General features: G+C 60.9%; 12 protein-coding genes. All 12 read right to left on the reverse strand.

The features are described 5' to 3' along the window. Positions 1-136: 136 nt before the first annotated feature. Positions 137-1267, reverse strand: coding sequence for a cell division protein FtsZ (ftsZ, locus tag VKP62_16130; GenBank protein MEB3198726.1), 1131 nt, complete (start codon positions 1265-1267; stop codon positions 137-139). A 99-nt stretch (positions 1268-1366) separates the two neighbouring features. After that, positions 1367-1720, reverse strand: coding sequence for a small basic family protein (locus VKP62_16135; protein ID MEB3198727.1), 354 nt, complete (start codon positions 1718-1720; stop codon positions 1367-1369). After that, entirely contained in the window at positions 1717-2400 is a 684-nt protein-coding gene (locus VKP62_16140; protein MEB3198728.1) for a DUF881 domain-containing protein, read from the reverse strand. The genes VKP62_16135 and VKP62_16140 overlap by 4 nt, the downstream gene beginning before the upstream one ends. A gap of 41 nt (positions 2401-2441) precedes the next feature. After that, positions 2442-3203: an FtsQ-type POTRA domain-containing protein gene (locus VKP62_16145; GenBank protein MEB3198729.1), complete on the reverse strand. Its 762-nt coding sequence runs from the start codon at positions 3201-3203 to the stop codon at positions 2442-2444. A 154-nt stretch (positions 3204-3357) separates the two neighbouring features. Further along, a complete protein-coding gene (murB, locus tag VKP62_16150) occupies positions 3358-4296 on the reverse strand; it encodes a UDP-N-acetylmuramate dehydrogenase (GenBank protein MEB3198730.1) in 939 nt (312 codons plus the stop codon). A 9-nt stretch (positions 4297-4305) separates the two neighbouring features. Further along, positions 4306-5685, reverse strand: coding sequence for a UDP-N-acetylmuramate--L-alanine ligase (gene murC, locus VKP62_16155; protein MEB3198731.1), 1380 nt, complete (start codon positions 5683-5685; stop codon positions 4306-4308). Positions 5686-5826: 141 nt separating this feature from the next. Then, complete coding sequence (gene murG, locus VKP62_16160) at positions 5827-6912, reverse strand: undecaprenyldiphospho-muramoylpentapeptide beta-N-acetylglucosaminyltransferase (GenBank protein ID MEB3198732.1); 1086 nt, start codon at positions 6910-6912, stop codon at positions 5827-5829. A gap of 45 nt (positions 6913-6957) precedes the next feature. Then, positions 6958-8061 (reverse strand): putative lipid II flippase FtsW, encoded by a 1104-nt coding sequence (ftsW, locus tag VKP62_16165; protein ID MEB3198733.1) that lies wholly within the window; start codon positions 8059-8061, stop codon positions 6958-6960. Between the two features lie 31 nt (positions 8062-8092). Continuing rightward, positions 8093-9466, reverse strand: coding sequence for a UDP-N-acetylmuramoyl-L-alanine--D-glutamate ligase (murD, locus tag VKP62_16170; protein MEB3198734.1), 1374 nt, complete (start codon positions 9464-9466; stop codon positions 8093-8095). A 90-nt stretch (positions 9467-9556) separates the two neighbouring features. Beyond that, complete coding sequence (mraY, locus tag VKP62_16175) at positions 9557-10561, reverse strand: phospho-N-acetylmuramoyl-pentapeptide-transferase (protein ID MEB3198735.1); 1005 nt, start codon at positions 10559-10561, stop codon at positions 9557-9559. Next, the gene (gene murF, locus VKP62_16180) at positions 10561-11949 is read right to left on the reverse strand and encodes a UDP-N-acetylmuramoyl-tripeptide--D-alanyl-D-alanine ligase (protein MEB3198736.1); all 1389 of its coding nucleotides are present in this window, start codon (positions 11947-11949) and stop codon (positions 10561-10563) included. The genes mraY and murF overlap by 1 nt, the downstream gene beginning before the upstream one ends. Positions 11950-12007: 58 nt before the next feature. Next, positions 12008-13690: a penicillin-binding protein 2 gene (locus tag VKP62_16185; protein MEB3198737.1), complete on the reverse strand. Its 1683-nt coding sequence runs from the start codon at positions 13688-13690 to the stop codon at positions 12008-12010. Between the last annotated feature and the right edge of the window lie 34 nt (positions 13691-13724).

The raw sequence follows: 13724 nt of genomic DNA on the forward strand, positions 1-13724 counted from the left end.
CCACGAATGTCACCTTTCTTCATCAGGAAAAAAAGGCAGGCCCCCCGTCTCAGAACGAGAAGCCCGCCTCCTTCAGAACGTGCGGACGAAACCTTCCGCCCATCTCGTCCTCTGCACCGCCAAGGTGGCGGTGCCTTCAGAATTGCCGCCGCATGCTCTGCCGGAGAAAATCCGGGATGTCTGGACCGTCTCCATTCCCCCCGGCCGGTGCGGCCGGGACATCGGATGGAGCCGCCGGGCGCGCCCCGTTAAACGAGGGAGCCTGAGGCTGAATGCTGGGCACGGAGCGCTGAGCCGACTGGAAAGAGGCCGCTGCGGGGGCCGCCTGTGCGGCGAGCGACTTCGACTGGTCAAACCCAGTGGCGATCACGGTGATGCGAACTTCGCCGTGCAGGCGCTCGTCAAGCACCGCCCCGAAAATAATGTTGGCTTCGCTATCCACGGATTCGTAGATGACAGCCGCCGCGTCGTTCACCTCGTGCAGCGTCATGTCAGCCCCGCCCGTCACGTTGAAGATAACGCCACAAGCGCCGTGAATACTGGCTTCGAGCAGAGGGCTGCTGATGGCCTCTCGGGCGGCCTCGACAGCGCGCCCTTCACCACTGGCAGAGCCGATGCCCATCAGAGCAGTACCGGACATGCTCATCACGGCCTTGACGTCCGCAAAGTCGACGTTGATGAGCCCAGGAATGGTGATGATGTCGGCGATGCCCTGAACCGCTTGCCTGAGAACGTCATCAGCGATCTGGAACGCCTCCTGCATCGTGGTCCGCTTCTCGACCACCTGAAGCAGCTTGTCGTTGGGAATCACAATCAGCGTATCGACACACTCTTTGATGGCCGCGACGCCTTCGATCGCCTGCTTCGAGCGCCGGTTCCCTTCGAACAGAAAGGGTCTCGTCACCACGCCCACGGTCAGCGCGCCGGCTTCTCGGGCCACCGCAGCCACGACCGGCGCGGCACCCGTGCCGGTCCCACCGCCCATCCCTGCAGTGATGAACACCATATCCGCCCCACTCAGGGCTTCGTGGAGATCGTCCCGACTTTCCTCAGCAGCTTTGAGGCCCACTTCGGGCTTGCCGCCGGCGCCAAGGCCCCGGGTCACTTTCTGACCAATCTGGAGTTTGCGGTCCGCCTTGGCCAAAGCCAAAGCCTGAGAGTCCGTGTTGATGGTCCAAAATTCAACGCCGGTCAGGCCGTTCTCAATCATGCGATTGACAGCGTTGGAGCCGCCGCCACCGACGCCGACCACCTTGATGTTGGCCACGTTATTGAGTTTGTCGTTTCTATCAGGCACCGCGTTCAGCCGAGACGCCCTGGTTCGATTCTTCCCAGGCAAGTACCGGCATCCCCCTTCCTTCGATTTTCAGTGTGTCCAGAACCGATTGACCAGCAACCGTCTCACAATTGCCAAGTTGTCGAACAGCCTCACACCGAACACCACCACTGCCGCGATGTAGAGATCGATCCCCAGCATGTCACCGAGGTAAGTCAAAGCCGCAGCGAGCAGAGAATTGAACGTGAAACCGCTGATAAAGACGGTAAGGTCGAACCTGTTTTCGAGACCCGCTCGCACGCCCCCGAGGCCGGTATCGAGGGCCGCAAGGATAGCAACCGCCGTGTACTTTGCCAAGGAATGAGGAATGCTGACGGGCGCAACGGCCCCCACGCCAATCCCCACGACGAGGCCAACCAGAGGAAGAAGAACGGCACTCGTCATCGGTTTTTACTGGCGGTTAGCGGTCTAGCATAACGGTATGAAGAGCCGCCAACGTACATGGGGACTTGAATGTCGGGTTTCCTTGAGATGGTAACTTGGATCCCATAGAATTGCAAGTATTCCACAACCCCTCCACGAAGCTGTAGAGCGGCCATCATGGTTTCTGCGTCCCCGATCGCACGAATGATGAACGGGGGAGTCAGACGCGATTTGTTCACCAGGATGGTCGGGCCAGCACAGCTAATTTCAGACATCTCCACCAACCGCTGGTCATTGATGGAAAGGGCCTCTGCCCCGCTCGCGCGCAGCTCGTTGACAATCTTCAGCAGGTCTTCGTTGTGAACGATCGCGATGTTCGGATTTTCCCCCTGGCTCAATGGCTTCACGCTGTCGGCAATCTCAACTTCAATGCCTTGGCCTGAAGCTGCTTGATGCCGACTGGAAATAGCGGCCTTGACAGGTGCCGCCTCATTGGCCTGTTTGACCCGGTAGCGCAGCGACTCGAGTTGGCGGGACAAGCGGACGTTCTCAGCCTCTGCATCCTTGAGCATCAAGACCAACTCTTCCACGCGCCGGCTCGGCAAGTCGTTACGGAAGGCTGACTGGGCCTTGAACTGCGCCACGATCAACAGCCCGGAGGCCAGAGACGTCAGGGTGACAGGAACAATCCAGTGTTTCACGGGCCACCCTAACCAGTCGCGCCAAATGGCGCGAAGGCGCTTCAGCGGGGAGGCGATGTGGTCGCGGTGGCTGGCGCGTGCTTTTCAGCCTCTTCAGCCTCCTTTTCCACCTTCACCTCGTCACCGCTCTTCAGGACAAAGGTTGGACTCTTCGGAAACCGAAGATTGATGTATTTTAAGCGGGTTCGATATGTCTCCGCCAGGGGGCGCAGTTCCTGGAACAGTGCGATTTTGAGCGCGGCCTGGTCAGGACTGCCGAGCCGGACCGGCCATCCCCCAATCGCCGCATACACGTCCTTCTCCCGCCGCAAGTCGACACGGCCCGAGCTCTTGGCCGGCCACGCCACCAGCAGGTCAAGCAGGAATTGATGCAGAGACTTACCGATTCGATCTCCAGGCTGCATATCGAGCCAAACCCTGGTCGAAAAGCGAGCACTGATCCGGGCGACCGGGGCAGCAAAGATCACGCCCTCCCGATCCGCCCAGCGAGCCAATGTTTCACCTGGCGGACCTTCCACCCGAACCCAGGCCTCGCGCTCGACGATGGTCACTTCCAATCGGGGCGGAAACAGCCAGCGCTGAACGATCACGTTCTCAATGGCCGGCACTCGCGACAGTTGCTGGGAAATCGAGTGGGGATTCAACAAAAATAGAGGCGTATTCTGCGGGATGTAGAGGCGATTGAAGATGTCCTGCTTGCTCACCAGTCGATTACCGGTGACTGTCATCAGGCCGTCCCAGCGCCAAAAACCACCGAACCACAACCACCAGATGGCGAATCCCAGCAGCAGGGCAAACGGCACGCGGGCGAAACGAAGCAGACGTATCGCGGTCCTGCGGCGGCGTCGATACTCTCGGTCAGCGCTTTCGGTGCCTCGCGATAACCAATCGAACTCGCGAGCTGCGGGTGTCCCCAAAGAGGTACTGTGCCGATGGCCAGTCGCCTCGCTATCGCGTTCACCGCGTCCCGACATGAATTCCCAAACCGACCACCTCCGGCACGAGATGGACACCGTAGCGAGCTTCTACGGCCTTTTGAAGATAGATAATGACAGAATTGATGTCATCCGCAGTCGCTCCTCCGCGATTGACAATGAAATTCGCGTGTTTTTCAGACACCTGAGCCTGGCCGACCTGGTACCCCTTGGCACCTATCGCTTCAATCAAAGCGCCGGCAGCCGGCAGACCGTCACCGGGATTGCGAAACGTGCTGCCGCCCGAGGGAAAATTGGTCGGCTGCTTCTCGTTGCGCCACCGCTGCAATTCACGAATTTTCTCCCTGGCGGCCTGCCGATCCACCGGTGGCAGAAGCCAAAAGCCCTCCAGGAAAACCAGCGGCTCATCCTGCAAACGACTGTGACGATAGGCGAACTGGAAATCTTCCTTGGACCACCCTTGGACCTGCCCCATGCCATCAAGAACGAGGCCCTCCAGGAAATGGTCCGAAACCGCGAGGCCATGGGCACTGGCGTTCATCGCAACGGCGCCGCCGAGGCTTCCTGGCACGCCGACCAGCGGTTCGACTCCGCCGAAACCAGCTTGATTCACCGAGACGACGAACTGCGCGCACGGCACACCCGCTTGGGCTCGCACAAGGGCGTGCCCTTCCTGATCCGTGATATCCACGGAAGAAAAATGGGCACCCAAACGGATCACCAGACCATCGAATCCCTCATCAGCAACCAGCACGTTACTGCCCCGCCCGAGGGCCCGCCACGGAACCTGATGCTCGGTGGCCCAGCGGCACGCGACCTGAAGGGTGGAGAGGTCGACGGGTTCGATGAAGTAACGCGCAGAACCGCCCACCTGCCAGGTGTTGAAGCTGGAGAGGGAGACGTTTTCTCGAATGCCGGCGGGAAGTGTCATGGGGGTGGTATCAACCTTGATTGGCAGCATTCACGCCCCCTAAGCCGTTCGTGCTGCCGGATCGAAGCGGTCTTCCAAGCGCGATAGCAACGGCTGAGCGACCAAGTGAATATCCCCCGCTCCAAGCAGCAGGACCAGGTCACCTGGATTGGCCTGGCCCGCCAGATGCTCGACGGCGGCCTGATGGGAAGGGGTATGAGCGACCGGGACCCCTGGCATCGCCTCCCTGACGAGGTCTGTCAGGGAACCTGCATCCACCTTTCGAGGCGCTTCGCCGGCGCCGTAGGTATTCAGGATCGTCACACTGCGCGAGCCACCAAACGAATCACTGAATTCCTTGAGAAGTGCCTCGAGCCTGGAGTGCCGATGGGGTTGGAAAACCGCGTGAATGGGACGACCAAGCAAGGCCGCCGCAGAGAGCGTCGCTTTGACCTCTGATGGGTGGTGAGCGTAGTCGTCCACCACCGTCACCCCTCCCACCGTTCCAATGGTCTGGAAGCGCCGCTTGACTCCTCCAAACGCGACCAGTGCTCGCTGCATCGGGATGGGGGTAATCCCCATTTTCAGGCTGGCCACGATGGCGGCGGTGGCATTGAGGACATTGTGGTGCCCGCCCACCTTCAAGGCATACGGAACGCCGGCGACCTCGAAGGTGGAGCCTTCTGAACTGAGCCTCACCTGTTTAATGGGAAAATCGGCATCCGAGCTGGTTCCGTAGGTCACAAATGGGACACTCACTCGGTCCCGCAGGTCGCGAACCCCGGCGTCATCCAGACACCCCACCACCAGGGAACCGGCCGGAAGGGCACGAATGAAGGAGGCCACCACCTCAATGATCTCATCCAGGTTCTTGTAATGTTCAAGGTGATCACCCTCGAGGTTGGTAACAATCACCAGCTTGGCCGTCAGGTTGACCAGCGACTTGTCGCTTTCGTCCGCCTCGGCCACCAGCCAAGGCCCCTCCCCGTGGCGTGCGTTACCGCCAAGTGCCGGCAGATCTCCTCCCAATAGAACGGTCGGATCCAGATCGGCAGCCAGCAAAATCGCGGAGAGCATTGCCGTCGTGGTGGTCTTGCCGTGCGTCCCCGTGACGGCCACACTGCTCTTTGCGGCCATCAAGCGCCCTAAAACGGCAGACCGATGGTGAATCGGCAAGCCGCGTCGAAGGGCTTCAGCCACCTCTGGGTTCTCCGTGGACACCGCCGTGGAGACCACCAAGGCGCGCGCGTCAGGCCCGACATTCTCCGCGGCGTGGCCGATGTGAACCGTAATCCCCAAGGACTGAAGGCGCTGAACCGTGGCCGACATCTGGGCATCGGAACCAGAAACACGAACGCCCTTGGCGTGACACACCTGGGCAACGGCACTCATCCCCACGCCACCGATGCCGACGAAGTGCAAGGATTGGGGAAGATTCACTGACTTGTTCCTTCAACGTGGAGCGGCGCGTTTCAATTATGCGCGCCGCGGAGCGCGAGGGGAGGTGAGTCGCATCACCCGCCGCTGCGTCGCTAGCAGCATTGCTTCCAGCGATCTTTGAATCCCAGCGGGGTCTGGGGCTCAAAGCAGACTCAGGAGCAACTTGGCCAGTTTATCGGCAGCCTCTGGACGTCCGGTTCGCCGACTGGCCTCGGCCATGCTACATAACGACTCTGCGCTGCGCAACAAGGGGAACAGGGTGTCGGACAGACCCGTCACCTGGCAGTCATGATCATCGACCACGACTGCTGCGCCGGCTTCCACCAAGGCCCGAGCGTTCAGGCCCTGGTGGCCCCCCGCGTGCGGGTAGGGGACCAGGATCATGGGTCGGCCGGCCGCACTGAGTTCTGCAATCGTGGTAGCACCGGCTCGACTGATCGCCAGTTCGCAGGCCGCAATGGCGGTTGGCATCTCCTGAAGGAACGCGTGGATCTGCAAACGCGGCCCGCAGTGTTCTCTGAGCGCTTCCACTGTCGCTGCGTGGTCCGCCTGACCCGTCACGAACAACACCGACCAACGGGTGCTGTTCAGCAGTTCCGGGATCAAGGTGGTGACTGCGCGATTGATCACCCGAGCGCCTTGAGACCCCCCCGTGACCAGCAAAAGGGGGGAATCATCCGCAAAGCCGAGCACCCTGCGCGCCTGCTGGGTTGACTGTTCGGTGACCCCCGCGCGTACCGGGTTACCGAAGCGCTCGCTGCACGCCGCCGGGAGATAGGCTTCGGTGCCCGGAAGGGAAGTGGCCACCCGCTTCGCGTGACGCGCGAACCAACGGTTGACCTTTCCGGGATAAACATTTTGTTCATGCAGGACGTAAGGAACGCGTTTGAACAAACACGCCATCAGCACGGGTGCGCAGACGTAGCCTCCTGTCGCCAGCACCACCCGAGGTTTCTCGCGATCGAATACGCGGATCAGTTGCCCGAACGCCCGCGCGGTTTGCCAGAGGGCGTGCAGGCTCTTCAACGGATTGGGGGAAAGTCCAGCTGAAGGTACGCCCACGAACCTGAGTCCAGACGCTGGGGCGACTTCGCCCTCGATGCGCTCAGGGTTTCCGACATACAGCAAGCCGACCTCGGGGGCGAGGCGTTGGAGTCGCTCCGCAACCGCCAGGGCAGGATACAGGTGACCACCCGTGCCACCACCAGTCAGGATGATCTCAGCCATGAATTCAACCTTCGATCGCCTCGTTGTCGGCAGGCCGCATCATCGTCAGGCCGTGGGGCTTGGTTCCACGGGCGTGGATTCCGCCTGTCTCTGAATCTGTCGACTGATGTTGAGAAGCAACCCCATCGATATCAGGGTGATGGTCAAGGAACTTCCCCCGAAACTCATGAATGGCAGGGGAATCCCGGTCGTTGGCAGCGATGCCGTGACCACCCCCAAGTTGATAAAGGCCTGCGCCACCACCGTGGAGGTCAGGGCGATGGCGAGCAGAGCCAAAAAAGGATCTTTGGACTTTCCCGCGATCGAGATACCGCGCCAGGCCAACGCGAAGAATAGCACAAGGAGCGCCAATCCCCCCACCAGTCCGAGTTCTTCAGCCATCACGGCGAAAATGAAGTCGGCATATTGGATGGGCAAGTAAAAGAGCTTCTGCTTGCTCTGGCCCCAGCCCTGCCCCAGGATGCCACCGGAGCCGATGGCCATCAGAGACTGAACGAGTTGATAGCCATTGCCCTGAGGATCCGACCACGGGTTCAAAAATCCCAACCAACGAAGTCGCTGATAGGGCGTCGACCAGGAGATATAGAGCACGGCGGAGGTGGCAATCGCTCCCGCCGTGACCATGTAAGCAAGTCGCGTCCCGTAACTGTAAAACAGCACGAAGGCCGAGAAGGCCAGGACGATCGTGGTTCCCAGGTCCGGTTGCACGAGCACCAGGCCAAGGACCGCAATGGCCGGAAAGAAGGCCTGTCGAAGCGACTGAGACGTCCAAGGGAGGTCGCTGTGGCGAGCCAGAATGTCGGCCAGGTACAGAGCCAAACTCAACTTGGCGAGTTCGGAGGGTTGGACCGAGAGTGGACCGAATCGTAACCAGCGACTTGAACCCAACTCAGTCACTCCGAGGCCGGGGATCTGGGTGGCGAGAAGTAACACGGCGGTCAAGATCAGCAAAGGTTTCGCGAGAAAGCGAACAAATGCCAGATCGGCCGTGGCTGCAAGCAACATCAAGGTAAGCCCGAACACACACCACATGCCCTGGCGCTGGACGTAGTACAGACTATGGTGCAGTTCACTCTCGGCGACTGGCGCGCTGGCGCTCAAGATCGACAGCAAGCCCCAGGCCAGCAAGACCAGGACAATGACCAGCAACGGCAGATCGAATTGCGATGATCGTCTGGCCCTAGCTCGCCGAGGAATCGGGGCGGATTCCCAGGGAGTTGACGATTGACTTGAAGGCACGGCCACGATCCTCGTAGTCCTTGAACATATCGAAACTGGTGCAGGCTGGCGAGAAAAGCACCACATCACCCGCCTTGGAGCGGTCCTGCGCGAACATCACGGCGTCCTTGAGCGACTCCGCCTGGAAGATGCGATCAAACCCGCTTTGGCGAAGCGCCTTATCAAACAAGGGCGCCGCTTCACCCAGCAAGACCACGTGCTGAACGCGTTCGCAGATGGCCTGCAGCAAGGGAGCCATGTCCCCTCCCTTGTCCCGTCCCCCTGCGATCAGAATGATCGGCTCAGAGAACGCGGCGATCGCCTTGACCGTCGCGTCGTAGTTGGTTCCCTTGCTGTCATTGACCCAGAGCACGCCGTCCGCAGCAGGCAGCAGTTCGATGCGATGCTCCACTCCCCTGAATTTCGCGATAGCCTCACGGACCGGCTCCACCCGGAGGCCAAGCGCAGCCGCGATCGCCACGGCGGCAAGCACGTTCTCCAGATTGTGCTGGCCCCGCAGCGGCACCTCCGCAACCGGCATGACGGAAACGGAACCCCCGTCAGAGTTCAGCACGATCCAGTCATCCACGACGCACACGCCACGCCCCAACGGACGTCTCGCGGAGAAAAGCAGTTCCCTGCCCTGAAGCGTGCCGGACAAGGAGTAGACCGTCGGGTCATCCGCATTGAGGACGGCCCAGTCGTCCGGTGTTTGATTCTCAAAAATGCGGCACTTGGCCCGCCAGTATGCATCCCGGGTGCCGTGTCGATTCAGGTGGTCGTCGCTGAGATTGAGAATGGCCGCCACCTTTGGCCGAAAGGTCGAGATCGTTTCCAACTGAAAGGAACTGACCTCTGCCACGATCGCCTCGGCAGGTTCCGCGACAAAGCTCACCAGTGGGGTTCCGATGTTTCCCCCGACCAATGTCTGCACTCCGGCACTGCGAAGAATCTCTCCGACCAAAGTCGTGGTGGTGGTTTTGCCATTGGAACCGGTAATGGCGATGTAGGGGGTGTGGGGCCGGAGTTGAAAGGCGACTTCGATTTCTCCCAGCACGGGGACGCCGTCTGCCAATGCGGCTTGGACAATCGGCAGGTCGACCGGCACCCCGGGGGACACCACCAGAACATCAGCGTCAAGACAGGCTGAGGAGTGGCCGCCCCCGTCGACTCGGAAATCCCGTCCCAGTTCCGCGCGGACCAATGGCTCCAGCACGTCGTTGCTGCGCGTGTCGCTCAGAATCAACTCACAGCCAAGTCCAGAGAGGACCTTGGCGCAGGCCAGGCCGCTGCGCCCGAGCCCCAGGATGGTAACGGTTTTATTTTGCCAATCCACCTTGGATGCAACCTTCAGAGAAGCAAGCTCAATCGCTTGCGGACTTCCATGATAGCCCATTCCTCACGATTATTCGATTGGGGGCCAGATTCACAGCCGCGGCGCTCCCCACACCGCCAGGGCGGCGCACATGGCCCCCAAGAGTGCAAATCGGGCCACGACCTTGGTTTCCTTCAAGCCCGACAGCTCGAAATGGTGATGAAGCGGGCTCATCTTGAGCAGACGCTTGCCACCCGTGCGCTTGAAATAGGTCACCTGCGCGATGACGGAGAGGGTCTCCACGATGAAGACCGCTCCGATGAGGGCGTACCAGAGTTCCACGTGACCGAGGATCGCAGCTCCACCGAGGGCTGCCCCCAGCGCGAGAGAACCAGTATCCCCCATGAACACCTGGGCTGGATGAGCATTGAACCACAGGAAACCGAGGCAGCCGCCCACCAGGGCCAGCAGGGCGCCCGTCAGGCCCAGATTCAGGGAGAGGTCGTTCCCCACCAGGCCGGCGGATAACCAGACCACGCAGCCAAGCGCCATGGCCGCAATGGCCACCGTCGTGCCTGCCAGGCCATCGAGACCATCCGTCAGATTGACCGCGTTGGAACTGCCCACGACGATGAAACACGCCACGGGCCAGTACCAATACCCGAGGTCCAGCACCCGCAAACCCGAAACAGGCGGCATCAGCCACACGGTGGACCAGCCCAGCTGGTGAAGCACCAGCAAAAAGACGACGGCGATCAGCACTTGCCCGGCTAACTTCTGGCGAGCGCTGAGCCCCTTGTTGGAGCGCTTTTTGATGATCAGCCAATCGTCAAGAAAGCCCAGGCCCGCGTAGGCCAGAACCAACCCCAAAAAGGCCAGCAAGACCGGGTGAGATAGACCTCCGAGGACACAGGTCAGCAGGAAGGGGAAGACAATCAACCATCCACCCATGCTGGGCGTGCCCGACTTGGCCTTGTGAGACTCAGGCCCCTCCTCGCGGATGACCTGCCCGAATTTCAACTCATGTAGCACGCGGATCAAAGGCCGCCCGACCGCCAGGGCTAACGCGAAGGCCACCAAAAGATAAGCGAGTGAGGGCAAGAATGAGCTGGTCATCAAGTGGCGGGGTCTCCCAAAAGCGCGATCAGGCGTTCGATCAGACGCTCGAGACGGGCGGAACGCGAAGCTTTCACGAGTAATCGGTCTCCAGGGGCGAGCAGATCCGCCAGATATCGAGCCGCTGGCTCGAGATCATCAAAGGTGTGTGCAGGGAAGGCATCACCCACCCCTTGACGGTAAGCGTCCGCAAACTGCCCCACAGCCAGCAGCCCGTTGAGCGGAAGCAAAGCTGCCACGGCCCCTACTTTTCGATGCGACTCTTCCGCAAATTCCCCTAACTCAGCCATGTCGCCCAAAACCACAAAACGCCGACCCGACGAACCTTCCTGGGCGAACGCCTTGATGGAGGCCGACACGCTCTCGGGATTGGCGTTGTACGCATCGTCCGTGATGAGAATGCCCCGCAGGTCCAGCTGCCGCGCGCGCCCGGGCAGCGTGTCGGGCTTCAGGTCAAGCCGAGCCCCTGGCAGCAAGCCCAGCGCCCAGCCGGTCGCAATCGCTGCCAGCGCATTGGCGCGATGGTGATCCCCCCACAGCGGCAGTCTGACTTCTGAGCGGCCTCGCGAAAACGACTTGCCTGCTTTCCAGTAAACTGTGAACACTTGCCCGTGCTTCACTTGCTGCACGTCGTGGCTCCAGACCGTTGCGGCGGGGTCCTCCAAGCTCCAAGACACCATGGCCCCCCCCCAGCGGGCCGCCTCCGCGCTCGCCATCGCATCGTCATACGGGACGATCGCTCTGGCGCCCCGAGGAAGATGGCGCCACAACTCGGATTTGGCCGAAGCGATCGCCTCTCGCGACCCCAAACGTCCAATGTGGGCCGTGCCAATATTGGTCACGATCCCGATATCAGGTTCTGCCAAATCAGTCAGATAGGCGATCTCCCCCGGGCCACGCATGCCCATCTCGATGACGCCAAAGGCGTGGTCCGCCTCCAAAGCCAGCAGGCTCAGGGGAACTCCAATCTCATTGTTCTGGTTCCCCTCGGTCTTCGCCGTTGCTCCGAAGGCCCCCAGGTAGGCTGCCAGCATTTCCTTGGTCGAGGTCTTTCCCGATGAGCCTGTCACGGCGATGACTTTCAATGACAGCTTTCGCCGCCACGCTCGCGCCAGCTGCCCCAAGGCCAACTTGGTATCTGGGACGGTCAGGCCCCAAGCCCCGTCCGGAACCAGCGTAGGCGACGTGACGACCACGCCGCGAGCCCCGGCCGCGAGGGCTTGAGACAGGAAGTCGTGACCGTCGAAGCTTTCCCCTCTCAAGCATAAAAACAGATCGCCCGGCTGGACGGCCCGACTATCGATGCGAACGGCTGAAAAGGGGAGGTCGGGAATTCGTCCCACCGCGGCCCCTTGTGTCGCATCCACAACTTCCTGCCAGGTCAACACGCGCTTATCCTCCCTGGTCAGTGTATGTCTCTGGCCCGGTCGCGTGCCGTGAGAGAGATCATTCCCGCCGTCCAGCCTGACGGGGTTGCTTTCGCTCCTGGAGAGAGACAATCATCTCACTCGGCTGCACGCCTGCCTGCCGCAGTGCTTCTGCCGCCACTCTTGAGAAGAGCGGCGCCGCCGTCATACTGGCCCAGTGAACCTTTCTCGGGGCATCGAGCAAGGTCAGAATCGCAAACCGGGGATTACGACTGGGAGCGAAGCCGACAAACGAAGCGACCACGTCATCCGAGTAGCCTCGACCGTCCTCTCTGACCCGCTGCGCCGTTCCGGTCTTGCCGGCGACCCGGTAACCTGGAACCTTCGCCTCCTGCCCCGTCCCCTTGAGAACCACTTGCTCCAGCATGCCCATCAATTGCTGGGCAGTCTTTGCAGACATTCCGCTCCCGAGTTCCTTGACGGGGAAGACTTGCAGGACCTCACCCTTACTCGAAACCACGCGGTCAATCAGACGAGGCGCCATTCGCATACCGCCGTTCGCCACCGCGGCAGAGGCGCACAAGATCTGCAGAGGGGTCACGGACACCCCCTGTCCGTAGGAAATGGTGGCCTGGGAAAGACGGCGCCAGGGCAACGCAGGCAAGACGCCCTTGCTTTCTCCCGTGATCTTGCTTTCGGTCAGTTGACCGAACCCGAGGCGACTCAGAAAGCGGCGATGATAGGCGGCCGTCATCTGAAAGGCAACCTGGGAAGTTCCGACATTCGAGCTCTGTTCGAGAATTTCCGAAACGGACAGTTCTCGCGTTCCCACCCCTTCGTCGTGCTCGGAGATGACCTGGTCGTCGATCTTGATGCGTTCAGGACATACAAAAACCTGGGTCGGGCCAATTCGACGGGCCTCCAATGCCGCAGCCACCGTGAAAACCTTGAAGGTGGAACCGGGCTCATAGACGTCCGTGACCGCCCAGTTCTTGATTTCCTTCCACTGGTAGCGATTGAAATGATTGGGGTCGTAGGTGGGAAGCGTGGCAAAAGCCAGCAAATCCCCGGTCCGTGGGTCCATGATCATCACCGTGCCCCGCCGCGCTCCCGAACTGAGGATGGCCTGTCCCAACTCTCGCTCCGCCACGTGCTGGAGATTCTCATCGATGGTGAGAATGACCTGACTGCCACGACTGAGGTAGGAATCAAGCACCTTGCTAGACCCTTCCCGTAAAATTTCCCGGCCGTAGGCGTCCACTTCCACGTCGACCTTTTGATGGGGGCCACGCAAAACAGCATCGAAGGAATGCTCGATCCCTGCCAGCCCCTGATTATCGATGCCCACGAAGCCGATCAGAGTCGCCGCCAACCGTCCTTTGGGATAGATGCGACGGCTCTCGCGGACCGCCCCGATGCCGGGCAGCTTGAGGGCGCGAATGCGCTGATAGGTGTGGTCATCAGCCAGGCGATAAAGCCAACGGAAATGATCGCCCTCGAGCTTTCGCAACAGCGCAGGGGCGCTCGTCTTCAAGATGGGAGCCAAGCGCTCGGCCGTCATCCGTCGATCAAACCGTTTGGTATCGCGAGGGCTGGCGTAGATGGAGAAAGCCTCCACAGAAGCCGCCAAGGTCTTGCTGTTGCGGTCGACAATCTCACCGCGGATGGATGAAAGGTCCACCTTCTTGGTGCGCTGCGCCTTGGCCAACACGCTCAGGTGGCCAGCCTCCAAAACCTGTAGGTAGGCCAGGCGAGCGGCCAACAGAAGCGTTGCTGCCCCAAAACCCGCCAGCACC

The sequence above is a fragment of the Candidatus Sericytochromatia bacterium genome (assembly GCA_035285325.1).
In the GTDB taxonomy this organism is placed as follows: domain Bacteria; phylum Cyanobacteriota; class Sericytochromatia; order S15B-MN24; family JAQBPE01; genus JAYKJB01.